Source organism: Uliginosibacterium sp. sgz301328 (assembly GCF_041807905.1).
Classification (GTDB): Bacteria; Pseudomonadota; Gammaproteobacteria; order Burkholderiales; family Rhodocyclaceae; genus JBGVSA01.
On sequence record NZ_JBGVSA010000009.1, the window covers coordinates 1 to 25,649 of the forward strand.

The following is a 25,649-nucleotide window of genomic DNA, read 5'->3' on the forward strand; positions in this document are numbered from 1 at the left end:
GCGCAGACCATGCAGCAGGCCGCGCCTCTCTTGTACAAGAACGTTGGTGACATGCTCGAAGGCCAGGACGAGTCGGTTAAGGTGGCAGTGCATGCCTTGGTTGGCGGTCTCGTGAGCAAGGCATTGGGCGGTGACTTCGGGACAGGGGCTGCGGCAGTAGGCGGTGCGACGGCGGCAATCGCCCTGCTAAGTGATCAGTTGGACAGCATCCCAACAACTCTCTCGAAAGACGAGCGCGACGCCATCCTTCAATTGGCCGGCCAAACTGTTGCATATGCGATTAGTGGAGGCGGGAGCCAAGGGAATGCAGCATCTGCGGCAGCAGGTATGGCTGATCTCTACAACCGGCAAATTCATCCGGAAGAGAAAGATCTTGCGCGCGAATTGGCACAGAAAAGCGGTGGTAAGTACTCAGCCAAAGAAATTGAGAGCGCGCTGGCCCTCGCCGACAACGTGACTTTGGGAGAAAAGGCATTCGAGGACGGCAAACAACCTCCGCTGGGTGCCACGTTGGGATTGACGCCAGACCTGATGGCATATGTCATGGCGAACACAGGGCAAACCTATGAATGGGACACGGTTCTAGCGCCCAGCGCACAGCCGACTACGTTCTGTCAAAGCTCGGATTGCATGCCGGCCCCTGTTTCCTTTGGACCTCAAACCATAAGCGGAGGTCTCTCTCTTTCCGGCATAGTGGGAGTGGGGCTCGTATCCGGGCTTGGGTATTATGCCTCATCGCCCGATGGAGGAAATAATGGAGACGTGGGAGTCTATGTTACGTATGGCAAAGGAGCGGGTTGGGATCTGTCTTTTTCTGTTACATCCGGCATTAATAAAGGAGGGGTTGATGATTTTCGTGGGACTTCCGAGAGCCTGAATTTAGGTTTTGGTATATTTGGCCTCGGAGGAGGAGCGTCGTTGGTAAAAAATTCGGCGGGCGAGGCGACGGGGGGAAGCATATCCATTGGAAGCAAGGGGCCAGGTACGGTTTCTGTTACAACGACCAGGACGTGCACGTTTTCCATAGTAACTCGTGACTTTAAGTGCTGACAATGAAAAAAATAATTCTTCGCCATATCGTTTCAAAATTGAAAAAAACAATCACGATACAGCTTGGCGTTTTTGTGACATGCACGACCATGTTTTACATTAATTTTTCAAAGCCCGGCGCGTGCCAAGTTATTGCTCCTGCATATTGCGATTTTCCTTTGAAACTCTCTTTGTTTGAAGGGTCGATTTATGCTACAGGGCTTGGTTTAATTTTGTCCATTTTTAGTTTTTCAACGGCTTTTATAACGCATGCCAAAAATATAAACAGGACTAAATTGAAGGAGTATGGAAAATTTCCGCCAATGTTTTCTGCATACCAGGACAGATTTTTGAGCCCAAAAGGTGTGTTATCAAAATATATGTCGATTTCCATGATGGCATGGGGGTATGTTAACGGAATTATTATGTTTTCACTGATTGCGATATTTGTTTACAAATGATATTAGATATTTCAGATGAGCCGCGCCATTTGCTCGAGATTGTCGCGAATTAGCTGGTGCGTTGTTGGCTCAATGTGCTCGGTTTATTTAGGATTTTATCTCTAGAGCGCCCTATGGTCGGTGCGAAAGATCACTAGCACCTTCGCCTCAGTCAATGAACAAAGCGGCGTCTTTGCAGGAGCCGGCGGCTACAACGTTGTCGTGCATGGCAACACCGACCTACAAGGCGGGGCCATCGTCAGCACCGCCACACCGGACAAGAACTACTTCGAGACACGCACGCTTACCACCAGTGACGTCGAAAACTACGCCAGTTTCAGCAGCGACAAGGACAGCATCGCACTGAGCTATAGCGGCGGCACAAGCGGCGCGGGCGGTGTTGGCTGGGCCGATGGCACGCTCGCCAAGAATGCTGCTGTCAGCGTCTTGAATACACCCGCCGCCAACGGTCAGGCGCCGATCGAAGGTCAGGCCACCGGCACCACCAAGAGCGTCATCTCACAAGGCACCATCGTTATCACGGACAACGACGAGCAAATTGCCCGCACCGGCAAGACGGCCGACGAGACCATCGCCAGCATCAACCACGATGCCGAGACCGCTAACGGCAAGATCGACAAGATCTTCGACGCGCAGCAGGTCAAGGAACAACAGGAGCTTGCGGATCTGCGTGCGCAGACCATGCAGCAGGCCGCGCCTCTCTTGTACAAGAACGTTGGTGACATGCTCGAAGGCCAGGACGAGTCGGTCAAGGTGGCCGTGCATGCCTTGGTTGGCGGTCTCGTGAGCAAGGCATTGGGCGGCGACTTCGGGACAGGGGCTGCGGCAGTAGGTGGCGCGACGGCGGCAATCGCGCTACTGAAAGACCAACTGGATTTACTGCCAGATCTCAGCGCCAATGAACGCAATGCGATTCTGCAACTAGCGGGCGACACAGTAGCCTATGTGGTTGCGGGCGGAGGAAGCCAATGGGCTGCTGCCGCAGGGACTGCGGGGATGGCCGATACGTATAACCGCATGCTTCACCAAAACGAATACGATAAAGCAAAGCGCTACGCCAAACAGGTTGCAGAAAAACTCGGAATCAGCGAACAAGAGGCGGAAGAGCGGATTATTGCGGAGATGATGCGCAATTCTGATCAACAGACTGCAGAAGCAACTGGCGGTAATATTGACTGGGAAATTCGGAGTCTAATTGGATGCCAAAATCTGAATTGCGACGGCAAGAAGGACGACCCGAATTATGCCGATCATAATTTCAACCGTGAGTACATCGCGAACAATATCGATGCCTATCACGCTGGCAAGGCACAGCTCGGAACGGGAAAAACCAAAGCGGAGCAAATTGCGGCCAATATTGATGGAAATTAGTTCGGCATCGCTCTTGCAGGCGTTGGGGTGATGGCTCTCGCAGCCCCTACGCTGCCGGCGGCAAGTATTGGTACGGCCGGTGCTGGCATTGGCTTGACGGCGAATGGAGTGGTTCAGGCAACCGGTGACAAGCCATTCGATTGGAATGCCTGGGTAGTTTCTGGTTTTACAGGGTGGCTGAGCTCTTCGGGCGGCTTATTATCTACGGCGTATATCAACATGGGCGGCGCATTAGTCAGTAGTGGCATATCGGGTCAAGACCCGACGGGTGCAATGAACGCTGCAGCGGCAGGAACGATTATCGGCTATCCGGCAGGCGCGGTTGCGACGCGAGTGCTAAATCCGATGCTGAATCCTTGGTATCGCCCTGAATGGCAGGATATAGGATTCGGAATTAGCAAATATGCTCCACCTAGTGCCGTCCCCGCATGGGTTGGCGGAGGGCTGGGCGGAGCAATCCAGGAGAGTACCGTCGATAAGGTTCAGAGAAAAGCACCGTGAATAGCAAAATGAGAGACAGATTTGTTCTTTGGTTGTATTGCGTTTTGGTATGGGTGGCGTCAATGAGTATTGCATTCGTTTTTTTGGACGTATTGATTCCCGCCTTAATGGGGCGCTGGATTGTAGATTGGGTAGTTGCAAAAAGGCACTTGAAAATAATCTCTGGCTGCGGAGTCGGCTGTGGAACGATTATGTGGATATATGAAATATACAGACTCAAGAAAAATGATAGGTAACCGGTCCCGAGGGCTCATTGAGATATGTATTAGAAGCATTTATATCCAGAAATCTCTGTTCCGCTCTTGAAGTCGCCGATGTTCGAGCAGCAATCAGCGGTATCAACGATGCTGGACGTGCAGCAGACCGCGACTTCGGGACAGGGGCTGCGGCAGTAGGTGGCGCGACGGCGGCAATCGCCCTGCTAAGTGATCAGTTGGACAGGATCCCAACAACTCTCTCGAAAGACGAGCGCGACGCCATCCTTCAATTGGCCGGCCAAACGGTTGCATATGCGATTAGTGGGGGCGGGAGCCAGGGGAATGCTGCATCTGCGGCAGCGGGCGTGGCGGACACTTACAATCGTCAGTTGCATCCTGACGAAATGGATCTGGCTCGCGAGTTGGCTCGCAAAAGCGGCGGCAAATACTCTCCAAAGCAGATACAGGACGCACTTCGTGCAGCAAATAACAATGCACTAGGAGAGACTACCTTTTCGAATGCGGTCATTCAGTATCCGAATCCGGAAACGGTATTCGATCAAGGAGCGAGCTATGGCGTTGCGCAGACAACTGCGGGACCGTGGTTAATACAGAACATCCCGGCAAATGTAGATGTAGGTCTCGCAGCGTACATTCAAGAGAATACGGGTGTTACATATAGTTGGGCAGCAGGCAGTCTATCTGACTACGCTCCTTCATCTACGAATAATCGGCCCGTCGATCCTTTTGGCGCGGGCTGGAATACAGGAGAATACTCAGCCGGGGTTTTGCCCGGAAAGCTGGATTTACGTACCGACCAGGAGGTTAATCAGGGGCAATGCGAACTAGTTTGCTCTGTCCTTAGTCCCGGTAATCTGATTCCTGGAGGAATAACAGTCAAGGAGATCGGAGGGTGGGCACTGAAGCAAGTTGCAGGAGGGGCTGCTTGTAAGATGATCTGCAAACCGTGAGATGAGGAACAGCAATGTTGCCTGTTGTGTACGCCTTTGTGGGTTTTATTTGTGGAGTCATTATTTCCGTTTTTATTCTGTCGCCGTCAGACTGGATTTATGGAAAAGTGATAATTACGATATTTACCGGTCTGGGGTACGTAGTCGGAAAGAAAGTCGGCCGCAATTAGAGGAGTTCGCGCCCATTAATCTCGCGGAGGCCAGCCCGACTCCCACCCTGGTCTTGGCTCAAAAATTCGGACTCTTCGGGGGCGATCCCAATCTAGCCCATTGGTGAGCGAATTCCGTCGCGTCCGTTGAAGGATTCATTTTCTGCGTTGTTGGTCGGCTTGCCGAGGCGCCCGAATTCAATCGCCACGCCATTCTTGTACACCATTCATCGAGCACCCTCGAAACGAATAAGGCTTCAGATGCGCGGTTGGGGTTAGGCGACGGAACCTAATCACCCATCCTCACTCTGACGCTCGGAATTGGCAAATTTGTGGGCAGCTCTAGTCTTGGTCGCGCGTCGACCTAGATGTAGAGCGGTTCTTCAAAGAATGTCGACAAGCGGCGAGGGAATGCAGCATCTGCGACAGCGGGCTCTTGCGCACGAATTGGCGCAGGAAAGCGGCAGCAAATGCTCTCCAAAGCTGATACAGGACGATCGATCCACGTCCTCATCAACAAAAATGACTATGGCAAAACCGCACAATATTTGTATGGCATATGGGGTACCGCTATTTGTTGGCGCTATTTTTGCATGGCTCCTGGTATGTGTCATTTTGCCTGGGGTGCGGCGCAAAGTGGATTACGCGCTGGGTGGCCTCATTGTCAATGCGCGCGCACTAGGGTCTGTTAGTACCCACAGAGGAGGATATAGTGGTGGCTGGTTTCGAGCATCCGCCTATGAGGACGGTCTCGTTGTATGCTTTTTGAAAGCCTCACCATACAACTACAGGGAAATATCTTTCAACGTTCCGTATAGAAATGGCAGCAGAGTAATCGACCTTGTCACGCAGCATGATGAAAGGATCAAGCTATTTGGGTCCCCTATTGTCTTGGGGCACTTAGCTGCGGCGATACAGACAGGGATAGAAAAGAATGGTGCAATAGATGACATACGATCAACCGAGAATTCGACATAACCCTATCTAACTTAAATTCGTGTCATCGTTCGACTTCAGACAGTACGTCAACAGGATAACGATTGGCGTTGGATTGGGCTGTCATCTCGCATGTTCGGTATTGGCTGAGTAAGAATGTAGGGAATGAGATGACGTTTTGGAGTCTGCTTTTCGGGCGCCATGGTCTCGACCCATTTTGGGGTGGACTCATCTTCGCTCTATGTCTGTTCCTTCTTGTCTTTGTTGTTGTCGTTTTACCATCCTTTCAAAGAAGTACGGATCGGCAAGGCGGAAAATTGTTGGCAGAGATGCGTGCGGTGGCAATTTGGTATGACACCCATGGGCGACACGGTGGTTTCGGTTACCGAATTGCGGCCTATGATCGCTATTTCTTGGAATGTCTCATGAAAGCGCACTGCTTTGAATATCAGCGAATACGGATCTTGACAACAAGACCGGACCGGGCGCTAGTTGTGTTAATAGAAGGGCGCGGCGAATTGAGAATCTATGGAATGCGTGAAGAGTTGAGGTTGATGCACGCCGCTAGCCAAAAGCAAAGTGCGGGGAGGTTGGAAGAGCATTCGCTGGATGGGTAAATTAGTGGGTAGTTCTAGCCTTGGGCGCGTGCCGACCTAGATGCAGAGCCATTCTTGAGAGGATGTTGACAAGCGGCGAGGACTGTCTGAGGAGCGCAGCGACGAGTTCCGCAGCCGCCTGACTTGACGAGTAGCGCTGGGGACCGGCCGCAGGCCGGCGGCGATGCAGGGGTCGCTTTCTTGGTGACTTCTTTGTCGATAACAAAGAAGTTGCTCGGCCGCCGGGACGAACTCCCGGCCGTCGGGCATCTGCAATCAAGACCACACTCGATAGACCCAGGCCCACGCAAGAGAGGTTTTTTGAAATCACCCCAGCATTCCTGCCAAACCAGCGCGGGAATCCCTAATCCGTAAACCTTCGATGCCGCAATGCCGGCAGGCTCTCCCTCACCGAAGCAATCCGCCCCGGATCGACGGCGCCAACAACAATGCCCGGCCCTTCCTCCAGCATCGCCACGATCTCGCCCCATGGATCGATCAGCATGCTGTGACCGAAGGTCCGCCGCCCATGTGGATGCACGCCCCCCTGCGCGCTCGCCAGCACGTAGCACTGGTTCTCGATGGCGCGCGCGCGGAGCAACACCTCCCAATGCGCCTGACCGGTGGTGTGCGTGAATGCGGCCGGCAGCACGATGAGATTGACTTCGCCCATGCGGCGGAATTGCTCGGGGAAGCGCAGGTCGTAACACACCGCCACGCCGGTCGGACCGACAGGCGATTCGAAGGTCACGACTTGTGCTCCGGCCTCGATGGTGCGCGCTTCGTCGTAGCTTTCCGTCCCGCGCTGGAAATTGAACAGGTGCACCTTGTCGTAACGCGCGACACGGCGGCCCTGATCATCGAAGACAAGACTGGTGTTGCGCACGTGTTGCGCGTCCGACGCCACCAGCGGCAAGGTGCCGCCGACGACCCATACCCCGTGCCGGCGCGCGGCGTCTGCCAGCGCGTGCTGGATGGGGCCTTCGCCGTCCGCCTCGCGCATGCGCACCTTGGCGGTCTCGTCGGCGGACATGCAGGCAAAGTATTCGGGCAATGCCACCAGGCGTGCCCCACGCTCCGCGGCTTGTGCAATACGCGCGGCAGCTTCGTCGAGATTGGCCTGCAGGTCGGGGCCGGAAACGGTCTGGATGGCGGCGACGATGACGGGTTCGTTCATGAGCATTCTCGGCAGGTTGCGCGTGGGGTGCGCGACACCGGCAATGATGAACGTCTCGTCAGGGTTTGGCGAGCGGGCTCGAAGTCTCGTCGCGCGGCTCGATGGCAAGCACGCGCTCGACCTTTGGATCGGACCAGCTTCCCGTCACGGTGTACTCGAAGCTGAAGATCTTCTCGACCGGGTCGCGCAACGCTTTCTGTGCGAGGTACGTCGCCAGCCCGACCACCGGGTTGATGATGCCGGTGACCGCCGCCGCGCCGACGGCCACGGTCTCGGACAGCGTGGGTTGCACCATCACGCGCAAGTCGTGACGCTCGCGAGACAGGTCGGTGTTGCCGACCAGCCTCACGCGCGCGGCCGGGCCGCGCATTTCGAGATCGTCGGTACTCATCACGCCGTTCTTGATCGCCAGCGTGCCGCCCAGGGTGTCGAAGGCAAAGCCTTCGGAGAACACGTCGCGGAAGTCCAGCGTAAGGCGGCGCGGTAACGATTGCAGGCTCAGAATACCCAGCAATCGCCCCGCTCCCGGATTGAGCTTGTTGAACTGCCCCTTGTCGACCTCCAGATCGAGCGTACCGTTGAGCGTGGGGAAATCGATGCCGCCGGGCGAGCCTCGCCAACTGACGGAGCCCTTCACTTCAGTCCTGCCGCCGCGCATCGAATCGGGATAGCCCAGCCGCGCGAGCAACTTGCCGGCGTCCTCGGATTCGAGCGTGAATGCCATCATCATCACGCGTCGCGCGCCAAATGGACGCCATACGCCGGAGCCGTTCAAATGGTTGTCGGCGCTGTCGACGGACAGATGCTCCAGGCGCCACTCATCGCCCGCGTTGTTGGCGCGCAGTTGCAGCCGCCCCAATGCCATGCCCTGCACGCTGAAATCGTCCGCAACGATATCGAAGGCCGGCAACGATTTCTGTTCGACCATGCCGGACGCGGCCGGGGCATCGCCTTTGACGGGTTGCAGCGCCAGCCGCGAGAAGTGCGCCAGCATGCGCCCCTGTCCCGCGCCCTGCCAGGTGATGTCGCCAGCAATGTCGGGCCCTTCGAGCCGCACCACATAGTCGCCCCCCTGGCGCAGCACGCGGCCGGTCACTTTGCGGAATACATGACCGGCAGCAACGAGTTCGTCGGCCTGAACGACCGCACCGGCGGCGAGTTCGGCGCCCGCCGACGGGCCTTCGGTCGAGGCAGCCAGCACGATGGGCTTCCACGCGTCGACATCCAGCCGTTGGAAGCGCCCGGACAATCGGATGCCGCGCTCCGGCAGGCTCGCCGAATCACCGACGGCCACCGCGCCACGCGACATGCGGCACCCGCCTGCTGGCGTGCACGCCTCTTCCCACATCACCTCGCCGCGGTTGCCGATCTTGAAGCGCCAGGATTGCCCATCGCCGCCGGCGGGCGCCGTGTCGCCGATGCCGGCGTTGCGCCACGTCAGCGTACTCGGCAGGGGCTCCGACGCGCCTTTGCCCAGCGGCGCGGGCAGATTCGACTTCACGCCGATCAACGAACTTGTCACCGCCACTTCGGCCAGCCCCTTGCGGATAGTCACGCCGACCCGCGCATCGAACGATCCGGACAGGTATTGCAGCATGTCGGTGTCGGCAAGCTGCCGCAGTGCTTCGACCGGCACCGTGCTCGTGCCGTCGAAACGCAGCGTGCCGTCGCTGTCGGTCTCGCCGCGCGCGCGCAGCGGCGAGCCGATGAACTCGGCGCTCAGTTCCGGCATGGAAAGCCCATGCTCGGTAAACGCCAGCCGCGCGTTGGTGTTGCGGAATTCGGGGAGCGAGGGGAACAGCTTGATCTGGTTATTGATGAATCGATAGGTACCCTTGACCTGCGTGTGGGCGCCGTCATGCAGCGGCATCGCCAGGTGCAGGTCGAGTTCGCCATTGCCGACGGCCGTGGTCTGGCGGCTGAAATGCCCCGACAGATCGGCGAGGTGGCTGTTGGCGACGTAGTCGAGGAAATCCTTGGTCGGCCCGGCCGCGCGTCCATCGACGGTGAGCACCTGCTTGCCCACATCTTCGAGGTCGGGGATCTCGACCTTCACGCCCGACACGCGCGCGGCACCGTAGCGGCCGGTATCCGCCTGGATGAGCATGCGCGTGCGATCGAACAGCAGACTGCCGCGCACGCCTTGCAGGCCGGGCCAGCCGGGTGCGAACTCGATGCGCGCGTCGGCAATGTGCCCCTGAACGGTAAATACGCCCTGCTTCGGATCGTTGCGGTACGGAAAGCGGTCCAGCTCCCCGGCCAGGCGCAGCGAGATGTCGCGCACTTCGCCGCTGATCAGATGCCCGCGCAGCCAATCGGTCACGGTCGTCGGTACCGAGATCGGCATGTAACGCCACACGGCCGCCGCTTTCGCGTGCGTAAAGCGGCCCGTCAGGTCGATGCTGCCGGAGTGCCCCGTGGCGAGCCACTCGCCCGACACAGTGCCGGCCGCATCCGGATTGACGATGTGCCCTTCGCGCACTTGCACGGCCAGCGTGTCAGCACCTTTCACGTCGCGATGCGACCAACCTCCGCGCAGCGTGGCACGCTCGAGCGGCAGGAAAGGAGTCTGCATTTCGGCCGGCAGGTGCAGTCCGCCGCGAATGGTCACGTCGTAGGTGCCCGAGCGCTCATTCCCATCAATGGCGCCGGAGAGTCCTTCCACGCCAGGGATCGCGCCGCGCGGGCGCACGGAGACGTTGTCGAACTTCGCCTTGGCGGTAAAGCGCATCGGCTGTGCCGCCGCATCGGCGCCGGGCCCCTGCCAGTTGAATGACAGCTCGGTCACGTGGCCGGTGGGCGAAGCCTCTTCGAGCGAGATGCGCTCGGCGTCGGGAATCGGGATGTACGTCGACAGATGATGCAGCGTGTCCAGATCGATGTTGGCGGCGCTGGCTTCAACGCGCTGCGGATGAGCATCGGTGGCGCCGACCGTGCGCAGGGCCAGTCGCGCCGGAGCCATGCGGATGCCGTCGGCCGTCGCCAACTGGAGTCGGTCGGCGGAAAAAGACATGTCCCCCGCGCGGACCGCGCCGCGCAGACGGCCGGAAAGTTCCGACAGATGCAGTTCGGGCAGATCGGGCTGCGCGCGCAAGGTCACGTCGCGCAGGGCCACGTCGGCAGTCAGCCCGGCTACCTTGTTGCCTTCGAAGTTGACCCACGCGTGCACGCCGCCCTTGCCGGCGGGCAGATCCACGGGATAGTCGATCCACTGGCTCCAGACGGCCAGGTCAGCTCGGTCCAGTCCGACGTACACCGCGCCGCGCCAGCCGCTCAGATCGGCAAAGCTGCGCCCGCGCAGGTCTGCGCGAATATCGAGAGGTGCCGCCATGGCGGCTGGCGGCGCGGCCCGCAGAGCCACGCGATGACGCGCGCCGCTGTTGATCAGCCGCAGGTTGACGTCATCCAGCTCCAGTTGGGGCGCGGCGCGCTGCATGTCGCGCCACGACAGGCTCGCATCGCGGATGTCGATACGCTCCTGCCCCAGCACGAAGCGGGAGAAACCATCGCCGCCCTTGCTGTCGTTGGCATTGACCTGGAGACCGGCAACGAAGATGCCGCCATCGGCCTCGCGACGGATCGCCAGGTGCGTGCCGCTCAGCGTCAGCCGTTGTGTGACGATCTGCTGCCGCCACAGCGACGACCAGGCGAGCGTGGCGTCGACGCTGGGAAGTTCGAGTGCCGGCCGGTCGGCGCGATCGAAAATGCGCAGGCCACGGATGTGGATCTCGGGACGCAGCCCGGTCCATTCGGCCTGGAGTTCGGAAATCTGTACGCGCAAGCCCAGCGCACGTGAGAGCGCGTCGGCGATATCGTCGCGATGCATGCCCACTTGCGGCATCGCCACATAGCGCACCAGCAGAAAAGAGATCGCCGCGACGAAATACAGCACCAGCAGACCGCGCCACAGTGTACGGGGCACGGCCATCAGCACCATCGCGCTCACGGCGAGCGCGCGCCGCCATCGCGCCCAATGGCGCCTTGGCGAAGGCGCCGGCGACGGTGGAGAATACGGCGCTCCGGAGTCTGCTCGGTTGTCTGTCATCGATGGCGGCGATTATCGGCCCATGAAATGGCTTGGCCCGGCAATGCCCACTCCGCAGGTCGTCCAGGGACGGCAGGCGGAGAAACGCTGAAGACACTTGCAGGAACCGGAATTTTAATGCCTGCCGACATTCACTATGCCCGCCTTTGACGAACTCTTACATCAGACCGCTGCCTACAGTCGCTTTTTTGCCAGCCAGCTCATCGCGCACCCGTGGTTGGGCGAGCGCATCGGACGCGGCATCGACCGGCCATTGGGCAGGCGCGACATGCTGGCCTTCCTCGACGAAGAAGGCGAACTGACAGAGGAAACGCTCGGCCGGCGCCTGCGCCACCTGCGCAGTTGGGTCTATGGGCACCTGATGGTACGCGACCTGGCCGGGCTGGCGTCGCTGTCCGAAGTCACCCAGGGCATGAGCCTGCTGGCCGACGTCGCCGTCAGCACCGCGCAGCGCGTCGTCGCCGCGCGGCTCGCGGAGCGTTTCGGCGTCCCGCGACGGGCCGACGGCCGCGAGCAGGAGATGGTCGTCATCGGCATGGGCAAGCTGGGCGGCGGCGAGCTCAACGTGTCGTCGGACATCGACCTCATCTTTGCCTACCCCGAGGATGTGGACACCGACGGCCCCCGTTCGATCGGCGCCTTCGAGTTCTACACCAAGCTCGGGCGCGGACTGATCAACGCGCTGGCCGAGCGCACCGCAGAGGGCTTCGTCTTCCGCGTCGACATGCGGCTGCGCCCCAACGGCGATTCGGGCCCGCTGGTGGCGAGCTTCGACATGCTGGAGAACTACTTCGTCACGCAGGGCCGCGAGTGGGAGCGCTATGCGTGGATCAAGGCGCGGCCGATGACGGGCGACGCCGACGAAGAGCTGCTGTCGATCGCGCGTCCGTTCGTCTTTCGCAAGTACCTCGACTACGGCGCCATCAATGCCATGCGCGCGCTGCATGCGCAGATCCGCCAGGAAGTCGCGCGGCGCGAGATGGCCGACAACATCAAGCTCGGGCCCGGCGGCATCCGTGAGATCGAATTCATCGCCCAGGTCTTCCAGCTGATTCGTGGCGGGCGCGACCGCGAACTGCAGCAACGCCCCACGCTCAAGGTGCTGTCGCTCTTGCCCGAGCGCGGGCTGATGCCCGAGGCCACCGTGGTGGAACTGACCGAAGCCTATGAGTTCCTGCGCCGGCTGGAGCACCGCATCCAGTACATGGACGACGCACAGACGCACATGCTGCCCGCGTCCGACGAGGACCGGGAACGGCTCGCCCAGAGCATGGGCTTTGCCGACTATGCCGCGCTGAGCGAAGTCCTCGAAGCGCATCGTGGCCGCGTTGCCGCGCACTTCGCGGCGGTATTCTCCGACCCCGCCGCCGGCGAGCATGAACTGGACGAAGCCTGGTCGGGCGCGGGCGACACCGAGCCGACTTGCGCGGTGCTCGAACGCCTCAACTACGCTGACGCCAGCGAACTGGCACAGCGACTGCAAGGCTTTCGCCAAAGCCCACGATTCCGCGCCATGTCGGACGACAGTCGCCAGCGACTGGCCGCGCTGATGCCACGCGTAATCGAACTGTGCGCACGCCAGCCCAATGCGCACGACACGCTCACGCGCATGCTCGATCTGCTCGAAGCGATCTGCCGCCGCGCCGCGTATCTCGCCCTGCTGCAGCAGTATCCGATGACGCTGCAACGGGTGATCGAACTGACTTCCGCGTCGAGCTGGGCGGCACGTTTCCTCACCCGCCACCCACTGCTGCTCGACGAACTGCTCGACGCCCGCGAACTGGGCACGGTGCCCGACTGGCACGCCTTTGCACAGGATCTGCGTGCGCGCCTCGACGAACATGACAACGACATCGAACAGCAGATGGACCTGATGCGCGAGGCTCACCACGCGCAGGTATTCCGGCTGCTCAACCAGGACATCGCCGGCCAGCTCACGGTCGAAAAACTCTCCGACCACCTCTCCGCGCTGGCAGACGTCATCCTCGAAGAAACCCTCTACGTGTGCTGGCAGCACCTCGCCAAGCGGCACTGCGACAACCCCAGTTTCATCGTCGTCGGCTACGGCAAGCTGGGGGGCAAGGAACTTGGTTACGCGTCGGACCTGGACATCGTCTTCCTCCACGACGACCCGCACCCGGATGCCCAGGCGATCTACGCGCGACTCGCGCAACGCATCAACACCTGGCTGTCGAGCCAGACGCCCGCCGGCCTGCTGTTCGAGACCGACCTGCGGCTGCGTCCGAACGGGGACTCCGGCTTGCTGGTCAGTTCCATGGAAGCCTTCGAGAAATACCAGCGCGAGTCCGCCTGGGTATGGGAACACCAGGCCCTCACGCGCGCACGCTTCTGCGCAGGCAAGCCTGAACTGGGTGCTGCGTTCGAGCGCATGCGCGGCGAACTGCTCAGCCAGCCGCGCGACGTGCCGAAGCTGCGCGAAGAAGTCCTTTCCATGCGCAAGAAGATGCGCGACGCCTTCGCCGACAAGGGCGAGGGATTCGAGCTGAAGCACGATGCGGGCGGGTTGATCGACGTGGAGTTCGTCGTGCAGTTCCTCGTGCTCGCCTACGCTTCGCAATGGCCGGAGCTGCTCGGCAACATCGGCAACATCGCGCTGCTACGGCTGGCGGCCAACGTCGGGCTCATTCCAGCCGACACGGCACACGAAGCGGCGGACGCCTATCGCGACCTGCGTCGAGCGCAGCATGCCCTGCGCCTGAACGAAAAGAAGAGTCGCATCTTCGACGATTCGATGGCGCAGCAACGCAAGGCGGTCAATGCCCTGTGGCGGTGCGTGTTCGAGCAGATCTGACGATGTCAGGCGCAGGGCTGGTACAAAACCTTGCGCCGTTGTCAGTACGAGTAACGCAGTTCGCCGTACACGCGGTCTTTGCTGTCGAACCGCCCGATCGCTCCGGTCTGCGGGCCATAGAAGAAATCCGCGCCGAAACGCAGGCGCGTATTGGGCGTGATGCGCCAGATCAACACTGGCGCCAGCCAGCCTTCCGAGCGGTTGAAACTGGTCACCCACAGTAGTTGCGCATCGAGATTGCCGGTCAGCGCGTAGGTACCCATGATGCTGCCGCCGGTTTCGTTCTTGTCGACCAGCATCGAGGCATCATGGCTCGCCAGCGAGCGGCCGAACAACTGCAGGTTCACCCGCAGCGCGTCGAGTGGCGTGGTATCCATGCCCAGCGCCCAGTCGAAGGATTGCGACTTTCTCAGGCCGTCATCGTCGTCCAGCCGCGTGAGGGTAAAGCGCCGGCCCGAGGTCCACACGCCCTCCCCCTTGAACACGATGCCGCTGAAATCCTTGCTGAGCGTGCCGCCAAGCTGGGTGATGCGATCATGCACCGGCGTGTAGATGGTCGTCGGCACGGGCGATGTCACGATGCTGCGCTCGAAGGTCGGATTAACGTCGCGGCTCTGGTAGGCGAAGGCGGCCACGTCCCAGCCCGATTTGAGTACGCCGATGCGCCCGCCGAAGCTGCCGTTGGCAAAATCGCGCTCAGGCCGTCGTTCCTGCGCGATGTCGTAGGCATAGCCCGGCGTGGGCGGCACGGGGTACGGGAAGAAGTCGGCGCCCGGCTTGCCGATGTTGTCGTAGGTCTGCACCGGAATCCATACGAGCTCGCCGTGCCAGTCGCCGGAGAATTTCTCCACGCGCACGGCCCATTGCGTGCGACGTACTTCCTCGGTATCGGTGCGCAGGAAATCGCGCATGTCGCGCGGCGAAACGACATCGGCCACGAAGATGCCGACCAGTTCGCCCCACACGATGTTCTGCTTGCCCAACCGCCATTCGAGCCCGCCAGCCGACGCGTCGACGTAGTTCTCTTTCAGTTCGACATCGATCTTCTGATCGTTGCGCACGGCCGGCGGATAGATGTCCTGGTTGCGACCAGCGTAGGCCGCATCGAGGTCGATGCGCGCGCCGAGTTTCCACTTGAGCCCCGCTCCGCTCCCCTGCGCGCCGACGATATTGCGCCAGCGCAGATGCGACCAGTGCGCCGGGTCGTCGATGCTGCGGGCGACGCCCGCCTCGGTGCTGCCGAAGAACCGCGCCCCGCCGCCCGAAGCGGGCTCGGCCGCGGGCGCCGCGGCGTCGTCGTCGAACAGCGAGTCGCGCGATTGCGCCGCCGCGCCGGCGCCAAACCCCGAGAGGGAACAGGCGACGAGCATGGCAAGGGCGGTGTGCTTGTGCTTCATGTCGATTCGTTCTCCGGGCGCTGTCAGCGCGCCTTGACGTAGGCCCAGCGGTCGGCGGTACGCACCCCGAGCAGGGTCAGCTCTCCATCCGAAATGCGCACCAGGCGGTCGGCCATCGCCATCACCCGCTTGTCGTGGGTAGAAAAGATGAAGGTGGTGCCAAGTTGCTTGTTGAGCGAGCGCATCAGCTTGAGAATCTCGTCGCCCGTCTTGCGGTCGAGGTTGGCAGTCGGTTCGTCGGCCAGCACGATGCGCGGCTCCACCGCCAGCGCCCTGGCGATCGCCACCCGCTGCCGCTGCCCGCCGGAGAGCTGGTTCGGCCGCCGCCCGCCAAAATTGGACAACCCCACGAGATTCAGGAAATGCTTGACCCGCGCGCGCCGTTCGGCGGCCGTCAGGTCGTTGCGCCGCAGCAGCGGATATTCGACGTTTTCGGCCGCGCTGAGTACGGGCAGCAGATTGAAGGTCTGGAAAATGAAACCGATGGTGCGATTGCGCAGGTCGGCCAGTTCATCGGCCGATTTACCCGCCACATCCACGCCGTCGATCAGGATGCGCCCGCCGCTGGGTGTATCGATGCAACCGATCAGGTTGAGCAACGACGTCTTGCCGCTCCCCGAGGGGCCGGCAATGGCCATGAAGACACCCTCTTCGATCGCCAGGCTGACGCTCTTGAGGGCCTGGAACATCTGCCCGCCAAGTTCGTAAACCTTGCTGACCCTGTCCACCTCGACAACGACGCCCATCGTGGCGTTCTCCCTTGCCAAGCCCTGGTTGCGGGGCCATCCTTCCACTCCCCAGCCCAGCGGGAGCCTACAAGGATGCCTACCCTGTCAATCCTGCGTCGAATGACGCTGCTGCTCGCCATTGCGGCGGCGAGTGTAGCACTGCCTGCCGCCGCCCAAGAGTCAGATATGGCACGCTCGATCGTAGAGAAGGCCGACCGGGTGCGCTTCCCCGCGGACGGCTTCCAAGTCGATATCGCGATTACTTCCAAAGTGCCCGACCAGGCGCCGGAGGTCCGCAAGTACCGCGTGCTTTCCAAGGGCAACGACAACACCATCGTCATGACGACCGAACCTGCCGCCGAGCGCGGCCAGGTGCTGCTGATGAAAGCGCGCGATCTATGGCTGTTCATGCCCAATGTGTCGCAGCCGGTCCGCCTGTCCGTCGCCCAGCGACTGACTGGCGAAGTCGCCTACGGCGACCTGGCGCGCGCCAACTTCGCGGGCGACTACAACCCGAAAGTGCTGCGGACCGACACCATCGACGGCGAAGCCTACGACGTGCTCGAACTCAATGCGGTGGATCGCGGCGTGACCTATGCCAAAGTCATCTACTGGGTCAGGCAGTCGAACAGTTATCCGTACAAGGCGGAGTTCTATTCGCTGTCCGGACGGCTGCTCAAGAGCTGCCGTTACGAGAACTTCAAATCACTCGGCGGCAAGGTGCGACCGACGCGACTGGTGATGGAAGATGCCCTGAAGCAAGGCGAGGTGTCGGTGCTGGAATATGACGCGATGAAACCGCGCGACCTGCCGGATCACGTCTTTACCAAGGAATATCTCAAGAAGCTGCAATGACCCCGATTACTCGGCCACCGACAGTTGAGACCCATCGGCAAATGCCACCGACGATGGATCGAAGCGCGTGGCATATTGACCGCGCCTGAGCTTGGTGAGCGCCTGATGGCCGGGCAGCGAAGAATCGAAGACCCGTTCGCCATGCCAGCTCACGCTCTGTCCCGGCGCGATCTGCGTGCTGGACCGGAAGCCGATGCGCGCCACTTCCGTACCTTTCGTATCGAGCAGGATGGCCTCGCCAACCACCGAGCGGATGGGCACCTGCCCCTGGTTGTGCAGCGTCAGCCAGACCTGCTGGAGATCCGCCGTCCGCTTGCGGCGCGCGTTGCCCTGCTGCACCCGCACGTCGTCGACCTGGACCGCCACCACGCTATTGATGCGTTCGATGATCGTCTGCCGCAATGCGGCACGCTGCTGCAGGGCCGCCTCTCGCTCGGCGGTCGCCTGGGCGGTGCGCTCAAGATAATCGCGCTCGTTCTGGATGGCACGTCCGACGGTGATGTCGCGCGGCACGCCGAGGCGGCCGAATCCCTCGCCGATCCGCGCCCGCGTCAGAAAGCCGGCCAGCAATACGCGTTCGTCTTCCGACAGCCGCTGGAACACACCGGACAGCTCGGACTGCCACAGCGCAGGATTGGCGGGAATCGCGACGTCCTTGGGACCCGCACACGCGGACAGGAAACAGCACAACAGCAGCAGGGCGGGAACTCGCATGATCGACGACCATCCGTCGCGGGGAAATCACGGATGCGGATCATTGCGTCGATGACATATGCAGGCTTGATGCATATCACGACAGGCGAAGCAACAGAATATTCCCACGCATCACCGACACAACTCCGGTGACGAAGATGCAAACGGGGGACCCCGCTTGCGCGCGATGGCAACGACGCCCGTGTCGTCGCCATCGCGCAAGCCGGGGCTACACGCGCTCGAAGATGCCCGCCGCGCCCATGCCGGTGCCAATGCACATGGTCACCATGCCGTACTTGAGGGCGGCGTCCCGCTGCATGGCGCTCATCAGGGTTGCCACGCGGATTGCCCCCGTTGCGCCCAACGGATGACCCAACGCGATGGCGCCGCCCAGCGGATTGACGCGTGCCGGGTCGAGCCCCAGCGTACGGATCACCGCCAGGGCCTGCGCCGCGAAGGCTTCGTTCAGCTCGATCCAGCCGATGTCCTGCAGCGCGACGCCGGCCCGCGCCAGCGCGCGCGGAATCGCTTCGACCGGGCCGATGCCCATCACTTCGGGCGGCACGCCCGCGACCGAAAAACTGCGATAACGCGCGATCGGCGTCACGCCATACCGCTTGACCGCCGCTTCGCTCATCAGCAACACGGCGGCAGCGCCGTCGGACATCTGCGAGCTGTTGCCCGCCGTCACCGAACCTTTCGCCGCGAACACCGGCTTGAGCTTGGCAAGCCCTTCGCGCGAGCTGTCTGCGCGCGGGCCTTCGTCGGTGTCGATCACGCGCTCAGCGATCCGCACTTCGGCGCCTGCGCCGGGGCGGTGTTCCCGCACGGTGTAGGGCGAGATCTCGTTGCGGAAGTGGCCGGCTGCGATGGCCGCCGACGCCTTCTCATGCGAAGCCTGGGCGAATGCGTCCTGGTCGTCGCGCGAGACGTTGTAGCGGGTCGCCACGCGTTCGGCCGTCAGGCCCATGCCGTAGGCGATGGCACGATGCTCGTCGCTGGCGAACACCGCCGGGTTGATGGCGACCTTGTTGCCCATCATCTGCGGCATGATCGTCATCGACTCGGTGCCAGCGCCGATCATGACGTCGGCCTCGCCCAACTGGATGCGCGTTGCCGCATCGGCCACGGCGTTGAGGCCAGACGAGCAGAAGCGGTTGATGGTCACGCCCGGCACGCTGTCTGGCAGGCCGGCGAGCAAAGCGCCGATGCGTGCCACGTTCATGCCCTGCTCCGCTTCGGGCATGGCGCAACCGACGATCACGTCGCCGATCTCATGCGCATCGAGCCCTTCCACCTTGCCGACGACTTCGCGCAATACGTGGGCCAGCATGTCGTCCGGGCGCACGTTGCGGAATGCGCCGCGGCGCTTGGCCACCGGCGTACGCGTGGCGGCGACGATGTAGGCGTCCTGGATCATTCTAGTCATGGTGTGTCTCCGAATCAGTTGCGCAGCGGCTTGCCGGTTTCGAGCATGTGGATGAGGCGGGCCTGCGTGGCAGGCGTGCGCAGCAGGTCGACGAACTGGGCACGCTCGACTTCGAGCAGCCACTGTTCCGACACCACCGATCCACCGTCCACCTGGCCACCGCACAGCGCCGTGGCGACGGCCTTCGACACGCGATAGTCGTGATCGGAAATGAAGCCGCCTTCGTGCATGTTCACCAGCATCATTTCCAGCGTGGCAATGCCGCCGCGCCCGGCGACGGGCACACCCGCCGGCGGCAACCTGGGCCGGTAGCCGGCTGCGGTCATCGCGCGCGCCGTCTTGCGCGCGACATGGAGGATTTCGTTGGGATTCATGACGACGATGTCATGCTCGCGCAGCAGCGACATTTCCTTTGCGTGGCGGGCGCTCTTCGACACGTTCGCCATGGCGATGGTCTGGAACACGCCCTGCAGCCAGTTCATCGGATCATTGGTCGCGGTACGCGCGGCCAGTTCGGCCGTACGCTCGGCGAATTCCTTGCAGCCGCCGCCGGCCGGGATCAGGCCGACGCCCACTTCCACCAGGCCGATGTAGCTTTCCAGCGCACACACCGCGCGTGCCGAATGCATGACGATCTCGCACCCGCCGCCCAAGGCCATGCCGTTCACGGCGGCGATGACGGGCACCTGCGCGTACTTGATGGCCTGCGACATCTCCTGGAAGCGTGCGACGATGCCGTCCAGCGTCTTGAAGTCGCCGGCCTCCAGCACCGGGCGGATCTGCTTGAGGTTGGCGCCCACCGAGAACGGCGCTTTCGGTTGCCAGATGACGAGGCCGTCGTGATCGCGCTCGGCACGGCGCACCGCTTCGATGATGCCATCGAGCACGCCGGGGCCGACTGCGCACATCTTGCTCTTGAACGACAGCACGGGGACGTGGGCGCCGTCTTCGTCATCGAGCGTCCACATGCGGACTTCGTCGGTTTCCCACAACGTGCGGCCACGTTCCTCGGCCTCGCCAAAGACGCGCTCGGGGAAAAGCTGGCGCCGGTACACCGGCAGCGTCGAGCGCGTTTGTCGCTCGCCCTTCGCAGCGGAATACGAACCTGCCGCGCCATGCACGCCGTCGACCTCGCTCACCCATGCCGGCAATGCGGCATCGGCCATGGATTGCCCCGCCGCGATGTCCTCGGCTATCGCTTTGGCGATGTCGCGCCAGCCTGCGGCCTGCCAGGCTTCAAACGGGCCTTGCGCCCAGCCGAAACCCCAGCGCATGGCGAGATCAACATCACGGGCGTTGTGCGCGATGTCTTTCAGATGCACGGCGACGTAATGGAACACGTCGCGGAAGATCGACCACAGGAACTGCGCCTGCGGATGTGTGCTGGCACGCAGGCGTGCAAAGCGTGTGGCCGGATTCTTGTCCGCGAGGATGTCGGCAACCTCGTCGGCCACCTGGCCGGCACTCTCTCGGTAATCCTGCTGCGCAAGGTCCAGCACCTTGATGACCTTGCCGTCCTTGCGATAGATGCCGGCCTTGGTCTTCTGGCCCAGCGCGCCGCGCTCGATCAACGCGGCCAGCCACGCCGGTGCAGCGTAGTACTTCGCCCACGGGCCGTCGCGCAGGTTGTCGGTCATCGTCTTGATGACATGCGCGAGCGTGTCGAGGCCAACCACGTCGGCGGTGCGATAGGTCGCGCTCTTGGGGCGACCGATGAGCGGACCGGTCAGCGCGTCCACTTCATCGAAGCCCAGCCCAAGCCGCTGCGTGTGATGCATGACGGCGAGGATCGAAAACACGCCGACGCGGTTCGCGACGAAATTGGGCGTATCGAATGCGCGGACCACGCTCTTGCCCAGCGTGGTGGTGAGGAAGGTCTCCAGTTGATCGAGCAGCGCAGCGTCTGTGCCGGCGCAGGGAATCAGCTCCACCAGCGACATGTAGCGCGGCGGATTGAAGAAATGTACACCGCAGAAGCGCGGCCGCAGCGCGGCGGGGCATCCATCGGCCAGCGCATTGATCGACAGACCCGAGGTGTTGGTGGCGAAGATCGCATCGGGGCGGATGTGAGGGGCGACCTTCTTGTAGAGGTCAAGCTTCCACTCCATCTTCTCGGCGATGGCTTCGATGATGAGATCGCACTCCGCGAGCCTGGCGATGTGCTGCTCGTAGTTGGCGGCTTCGATGTACTGCACGCGGTCTGCCGTCGCCAGCGGCGAGGGTTCGAGCTTTTTCAGGCCATCGAGCGCCCGGCGCACGATGCCGTTCGGGTCACCCTCTTTGGCCGGCAGGTCGAACAGGACCACCGGGACTTCGGCATTGGCACAGTGTGCGGCGATCTGCGCACCCATGACGCCAGCGCCGAGTACGGCGACTTTGCGGATGATGAAGTTGCTCACGACGCTTCCCCTTCAGTGATGCGAGACGGTCGGGGAAGAGCGGCAGAAACGGGGTCGGGGCAATACGCCCCCTTACCCCCGTTGCAATGAAGGGAGGGAGCGCCGGCGGATGCCGGAGGTGCCGTCGTGTGACCGCGTGCCTGTGTCGCTCTCCTCCCGGATGATTAAACGATCAGAACGCCTGCGAGTACTGGGCGCCGAATACCAGCACGTTGCCCGAGTACGAACCATCCACCACGCCACGGCCCTGTGCGGACTGGTCGTTGTGGATGTTGGCGTCACGGATGAACAGGTACGACAGGCCGAGGTCAACACGCGAGGCCTTGGCGAAGCGGTACTGCGCGCCCACCGACAGCCACACGCGATCGTTGTCCGGCAGCGACGTCAGACGCGACTCGGCGTTCTTCACCGGCGACTGGTCATACGCCACGCCGTACTTGAAGCTCCACGCGTCGTCGTACTTGTACGTCGCGCCCAGCGCCACGCGCCACGTGTCGCGGAAGTTGGTGTCCAGCGTCTGCGCGACGGTGCCCGATTGCGCGCCGGACGTGCGGACGATGTCGACCTTCGGAATGCTGCTCCAGCCCGTGTAGGACAGGTCGCCCATCATCGTCCAGCGGTCATCCAGGCGCTGCGTCACGCTGACGATGAAGGTATCGGGCAGCTTGACGTCGGCGCGGGCACCGCTCGAGAGAGAAGACGCCACGGCGGCGGACGGACCGCTGACGCTCAGGTTGCCTTCGATCGTGTACTTGATCTGCGAACGGTACGACACGCCGACACGCGTGGTGGGCGATACGTCGAACAGCGCGCCGACGTTCCAGCCCCAGGCGGTGTCGTCAGCCTTGAGCTTGGCGGTGAACGACTGCAGCGGAACGGTCACGCCCGGAGCGATCGGCGTCGGGCCGACGCCGGCGATGCGCTGATAGTCGACATCGATCTTCTGCCAGTTCAGGCCCACGCCCACCGAAACCTTGTCGTTGATCTTGTAGGCCAGCGACGGGTTCACGTTGTACGTCTTGATCTCGAACATCTGCGACTGCGCGCCGCCGATCCAGGGCTCGTCGTATTCGGTCTTGAGGCCGAACGGTGCGCCCAGGCCCAGGCCGAAGTACAGGTTGTCGACCAGGCGGGCCGAAGCGTAGCCGTTGGGCAACCACGCCAGGCTGCCGGCATCGCCGCCGTTGCCGGTGGACGTCAGCAGGCCCGTATTGGAGTTGCCGTTCTGGAACTTGTAGCTGGGGCTGATGCCGTTGAAGCCGACCGACAGCTCGTAGTTCTGCAGCTTGGTCATGCCGGCCGGGTTGAAATAGATCGTGCTCGCGTCTTCGGCCACGGCGGCCGAACCTGCATACGCGTTGCCCAGGCCGCTCGCGTTCTGTTCCAGCAACTGGAAACCGGAAGCGCTGGCACCGGCAGCCGCGAAGCCGCCAACCACCACGGCTACCGCGTGGGCGATCGTTTTTTTCTTCATGTACAACTCTCCTCTGTGTGGACGACTAGCGCGGTGGGCGCGCTCGATACAACGCTGCAAGACTGACATCGAAAACATGCTCAACGGCCCTCCATCGAAGGCAGCGGCCGCTTGCCGCCCCGCTCGTCGAGGGCCACGTAGGTCAGGGTCGCTTCGGTGACCTTCACCACGTGCGGGTTCATGGGATCGCGTTCGGAGTAGACCTCCACATCGACGGTGATCGAGGTCGTGCCCTCCCTGACGATCGTCGCGTAGAAGCTGACGAGGTCGGTCACGAAGACCGGCTCGCGGAAAACGAAGGAGTTGACCGCGATGGTCACCACACGGCCGCGTGCGCGGCGAATGGCAGGGATCGAACCGGCGATGTCCACGTGCGCCATGAGCCAGCCGCCGAACACGTCGCCGGATTGGTTGAGGTCCTTGGGCAGTGGAAGAACGCGCAATGTCGGTTCGCGATCGGGAAGCTTTGTCATTGCGTTCTCTGAGACAGGTAATTCATCGGACCACCAGTGTACGGGGCAAAACCCGTGCCGAATATCACTCCGGCGTCTGCGAGGTCCGCATCGGCCACAACGTTGTGGTCGACGCAACGTTGCGTGGCCGACAACAGGGGTTCGACAAGCCGTCTGGCAAGCCCGTCCGGCACCGAGCCCGCATCGGGCTTGGTGGCCTTGCCGTCGCGCCACGTGTAGAAACCCTCGCCACTCTTGCGCCCAAGCTTGCCTGCCGCCACGAGCGACTCGAGCGTGCGCGGAACGTCCGTTGCGCCAGTCAGCGCGCGCCCCGTCGCCATCGCGATGTCGAGCCCGACGGTGTCGGCCAGCTCGATCGGGCCCATCGGCATGCCGAAGGCTTCCATCGCCGCGTCGATGGTCGCGGGCGCGATGCCCTCGTCCACGCAGCGCATTGCCTCGAGGAGGTACGGCCCGAGCACGGCATTGACGAGGAAGCCGGGCGCGCTGGCCACCGGCAGCGGCAGCTTGTCGAGCTTGTGCACGAACGACAGCGCGCGGGCAACCTGTTGCGCATCGCTCCCCTGCCCGCGCACCACCTCGACCAACGGCATCTTTGCCACCGGGTTGAAGAAATGAATGCCCACCAAGCGCTCAGGTTGGTTGAGCGCAATGGCGATATCTTCCAGGCGCAGGCTCGAGGTATTGGTGGCCAGCACCGCGTCGGGTCGGGCGCGCGATTCGATGTCGCGGAACAGGGCGTGCTTGGCGTCGAGGTTTTCGAAGATCGCTTCGATGATGACGTCGGCGTGCGCGATGCCGTCGCCGCGCGGGTCGGCAATCAGGCGGTCGAGGGCAAAGCGCACTTGCTTGCGATCGCCGCGGTACTTCTTGCCGAAGCCTTCGGCCGCGCGCCGGATGGCGGGCGCGATGCGCTCGATGTTCTGGTCCTGCAGCGTGACCGTCATGCCCCGCTGCACGCACCACGCGGCAATATCGCCGCCCATCACGCCGGCACCCACCACGTGCACGTGACGCGGGTCGAACGCGCCGACGTCTTCGGTCTTGCCAAAGGATTTGAGCCGTTGCTGCAGGAAGAACACGCGGACCAGATTGCGCGCCGTGCCCTGCGCGAAGATGTATTCCAGCGATGCCGTGTGTCCCGGCGGCACGGCAAGCGAGTTGCCGTCGAAATGCTGCCAGGTGTCGATGATGGCGTACGGCGCGGGGTACTGCTCCGGGCGGGCGCGCCTGGCGACCTGCTTGCGCGCGCCGTTGGCCACGACGCTCTTGAGCGGGCCGTTGAGCAAGCGCTGCACGAGGCCCGGACGATGGGCGGGGCGCTTGGACAACACCAGCATGCGCGCAGCGTTGTCCATCACGCGCGGCGGCACGGCTTCATCCACCAGCCCCATCCGCCTGGCGCGACGTGCGTCGATCTGCTTGCCGGTCAACATCATGTCCATGGCTGCCGCCGGGCCGATGACACGCGGCAGGCGCAGCATGCCCCCCCAGCCGGGCACGATGCCGAGCATCACCTCCGGCAGCGCCAGGCGCGTGGCGGGCTCGTCCACCGCGATGCGATAGCGGCACGCCAGCGACATCTCGAGGCCACCGCCCATGCAGTGCCCGCGGATCAGCGCCAGCGTCGGGTACGGCACGCGCTCCAGCCGGTTGTAGAGGTCCCAGTTGCGCGCGACGATTTCCTTGATGCCCTCGACCGTGTCGATCTTCATGTACTCGTCGAGATCGGCCCCGGCGATGAAGCCGGCGCTCTTGCCGGAGCGGATCACCAGCCCTGCGGGCGGCAAGCCGTCGAGCACGTCGAGAAGGCTCGAAAATTCGCGCAGCACTTCGCTGCCGAGCGTGTTGGCGGAGCCATCGGCATAGTCGATGGTGGCCCAGGCGACGCCTTCGGCATCGCGATCCAGGCGCCAGTGACGGAACATTTGTTCTGATTTCATTCTCTGCATATCC

17 protein-coding genes and 1 pseudogene are annotated in these 25,649 nt (G+C 62.3%); 7 read left to right on the forward strand and 11 right to left on the reverse strand.

The window, feature by feature from the left end; genetic code table 11:
- The 5 genes from ACDA63_RS08460 to ACDA63_RS08480 form a co-directional block, all read left to right on the forward strand.
- Positions 1–1,050 (forward strand): hypothetical protein (locus ACDA63_RS08460; protein ID WP_373662786.1); only part of this gene is annotated, 1,050 nt, incomplete at its 5' end.
- Between the two features lie 2 nt (positions 1,051–1,052).
- A complete protein-coding gene (locus ACDA63_RS08465; RefSeq protein ID WP_373662787.1) occupies positions 1,053–1,490 on the forward strand; it encodes a hypothetical protein in 438 nt (145 codons plus the stop codon).
- Positions 1,491–1,610: 120 nt separating this feature from the next.
- Positions 1,611–2,861, forward strand: a complete 1,251-nt coding sequence (locus tag ACDA63_RS08470) for a hypothetical protein (RefSeq protein ID WP_373662788.1) — start codon at positions 1,611–1,613, stop codon at positions 2,859–2,861.
- A 108-nt stretch (positions 2,862–2,969) separates the two neighbouring features.
- Entirely contained in the window at positions 2,970–3,362 is a 393-nt protein-coding gene (locus tag ACDA63_RS08475; RefSeq protein WP_373662789.1) for a hypothetical protein, read from the forward strand.
- Between the two features lie 253 nt (positions 3,363–3,615).
- Positions 3,616–4,530: a hypothetical protein gene (locus ACDA63_RS08480; RefSeq protein WP_373662790.1), complete on the forward strand. Its 915-nt coding sequence runs from the start codon at positions 3,616–3,618 to the stop codon at positions 4,528–4,530.
- A gap of 289 nt (positions 4,531–4,819) precedes the next feature.
- Here the strand turns inward: ACDA63_RS08480 and ACDA63_RS08485 are convergent.
- From ACDA63_RS08485 to ACDA63_RS08495, 3 genes and pseudogenes are all read right to left on the reverse strand, one after another.
- A pseudogene (locus tag ACDA63_RS08485) lies at positions 4,820–4,929 on the reverse strand (IS3 family transposase); the annotation flags it as partial.
- 1,646 nt (positions 4,930–6,575) lie between these two features.
- Positions 6,576–7,388, reverse strand: a complete 813-nt coding sequence (locus ACDA63_RS08490; protein WP_373662791.1) for a carbon-nitrogen hydrolase family protein — start codon at positions 7,386–7,388, stop codon at positions 6,576–6,578.
- A 58-nt stretch (positions 7,389–7,446) separates the two neighbouring features.
- Entirely contained in the window at positions 7,447–11,310 is a 3,864-nt protein-coding gene (locus tag ACDA63_RS08495) for a YhdP family protein (RefSeq protein WP_373662792.1), read from the reverse strand.
- A gap of 259 nt (positions 11,311–11,569) precedes the next feature.
- Here ACDA63_RS08495 and glnE point away from each other — a divergent pair, with 259 nt between their 5' ends.
- Positions 11,570–14,245 carry a bifunctional [glutamate--ammonia ligase]-adenylyl-L-tyrosine phosphorylase/[glutamate--ammonia-ligase] adenylyltransferase gene (gene glnE / locus ACDA63_RS08500; protein WP_373662793.1) on the forward strand — a complete coding sequence of 892 codons (2,676 nt, stop codon included), beginning with the start codon at positions 11,570–11,572 and terminating at the stop codon, positions 14,243–14,245.
- Between the two features lie 41 nt (positions 14,246–14,286).
- On the opposite strand, the gene ACDA63_RS08505 is transcribed toward glnE, so the two are convergent.
- Both ACDA63_RS08505 and ACDA63_RS08510 read right to left on the reverse strand, forming a co-directional pair.
- Entirely contained in the window at positions 14,287–15,642 is a 1,356-nt protein-coding gene (locus ACDA63_RS08505) for a DUF1302 family protein (protein ID WP_373662794.1), read from the reverse strand.
- Between the two features lie 23 nt (positions 15,643–15,665).
- On the reverse strand, positions 15,666–16,388 hold the full coding sequence (locus tag ACDA63_RS08510) for an ABC transporter ATP-binding protein (protein ID WP_373662795.1): 723 nt from the start codon (positions 16,386–16,388) through the stop codon (positions 15,666–15,668).
- A gap of 168 nt (positions 16,389–16,556) precedes the next feature.
- On the opposite strand from ACDA63_RS08510, the gene ACDA63_RS08515 reads away from it, so the two are divergent.
- A complete protein-coding gene (locus ACDA63_RS08515; RefSeq protein ID WP_373662796.1) occupies positions 16,557–17,225 on the forward strand; it encodes an outer membrane lipoprotein-sorting protein in 669 nt (222 codons plus the stop codon).
- A gap of 6 nt (positions 17,226–17,231) precedes the next feature.
- Here ACDA63_RS08515 and ACDA63_RS08520 read toward each other — a convergent pair whose 3' ends face one another.
- The 6 genes from ACDA63_RS08520 to ACDA63_RS08545 all read right to left on the reverse strand — a co-directional run bounded on the left by ACDA63_RS08520 (position 17,232) and on the right by ACDA63_RS08545 (position 25,636).
- Entirely contained in the window at positions 17,232–17,939 is a 708-nt protein-coding gene (locus ACDA63_RS08520; RefSeq protein WP_373662797.1) for a hypothetical protein, read from the reverse strand.
- Positions 17,940–18,147: 208 nt separating this feature from the next.
- Positions 18,148–19,347, reverse strand: a complete 1,200-nt coding sequence (locus tag ACDA63_RS08525) for an acetyl-CoA C-acyltransferase (protein ID WP_373662798.1) — start codon at positions 19,345–19,347, stop codon at positions 18,148–18,150.
- Positions 19,348–19,361: 14 nt separating this feature from the next.
- Positions 19,362–21,746 carry a 3-hydroxyacyl-CoA dehydrogenase/enoyl-CoA hydratase family protein gene (locus tag ACDA63_RS08530; protein ID WP_373662799.1) on the reverse strand — a complete coding sequence of 795 codons (2,385 nt, stop codon included), beginning with the start codon at positions 21,744–21,746 and terminating at the stop codon, positions 19,362–19,364.
- Between the two features lie 172 nt (positions 21,747–21,918).
- On the reverse strand, positions 21,919–23,220 hold the full coding sequence (locus tag ACDA63_RS08535) for an OmpP1/FadL family transporter (protein WP_373662800.1): 1,302 nt from the start codon (positions 23,218–23,220) through the stop codon (positions 21,919–21,921).
- A gap of 80 nt (positions 23,221–23,300) precedes the next feature.
- Positions 23,301–23,693 (reverse strand): acyl-CoA thioesterase, encoded by a 393-nt coding sequence (locus tag ACDA63_RS08540; protein ID WP_373662801.1) that lies wholly within the window; start codon positions 23,691–23,693, stop codon positions 23,301–23,303.
- Entirely contained in the window at positions 23,690–25,636 is a 1,947-nt protein-coding gene (locus tag ACDA63_RS08545; protein ID WP_373662802.1) for a 3-hydroxyacyl-CoA dehydrogenase NAD-binding domain-containing protein, read from the reverse strand. Before ACDA63_RS08545 ends, ACDA63_RS08540 begins: the two co-directional genes overlap by 4 nt.
- Positions 25,637–25,649 lie beyond the last annotated feature (13 nt).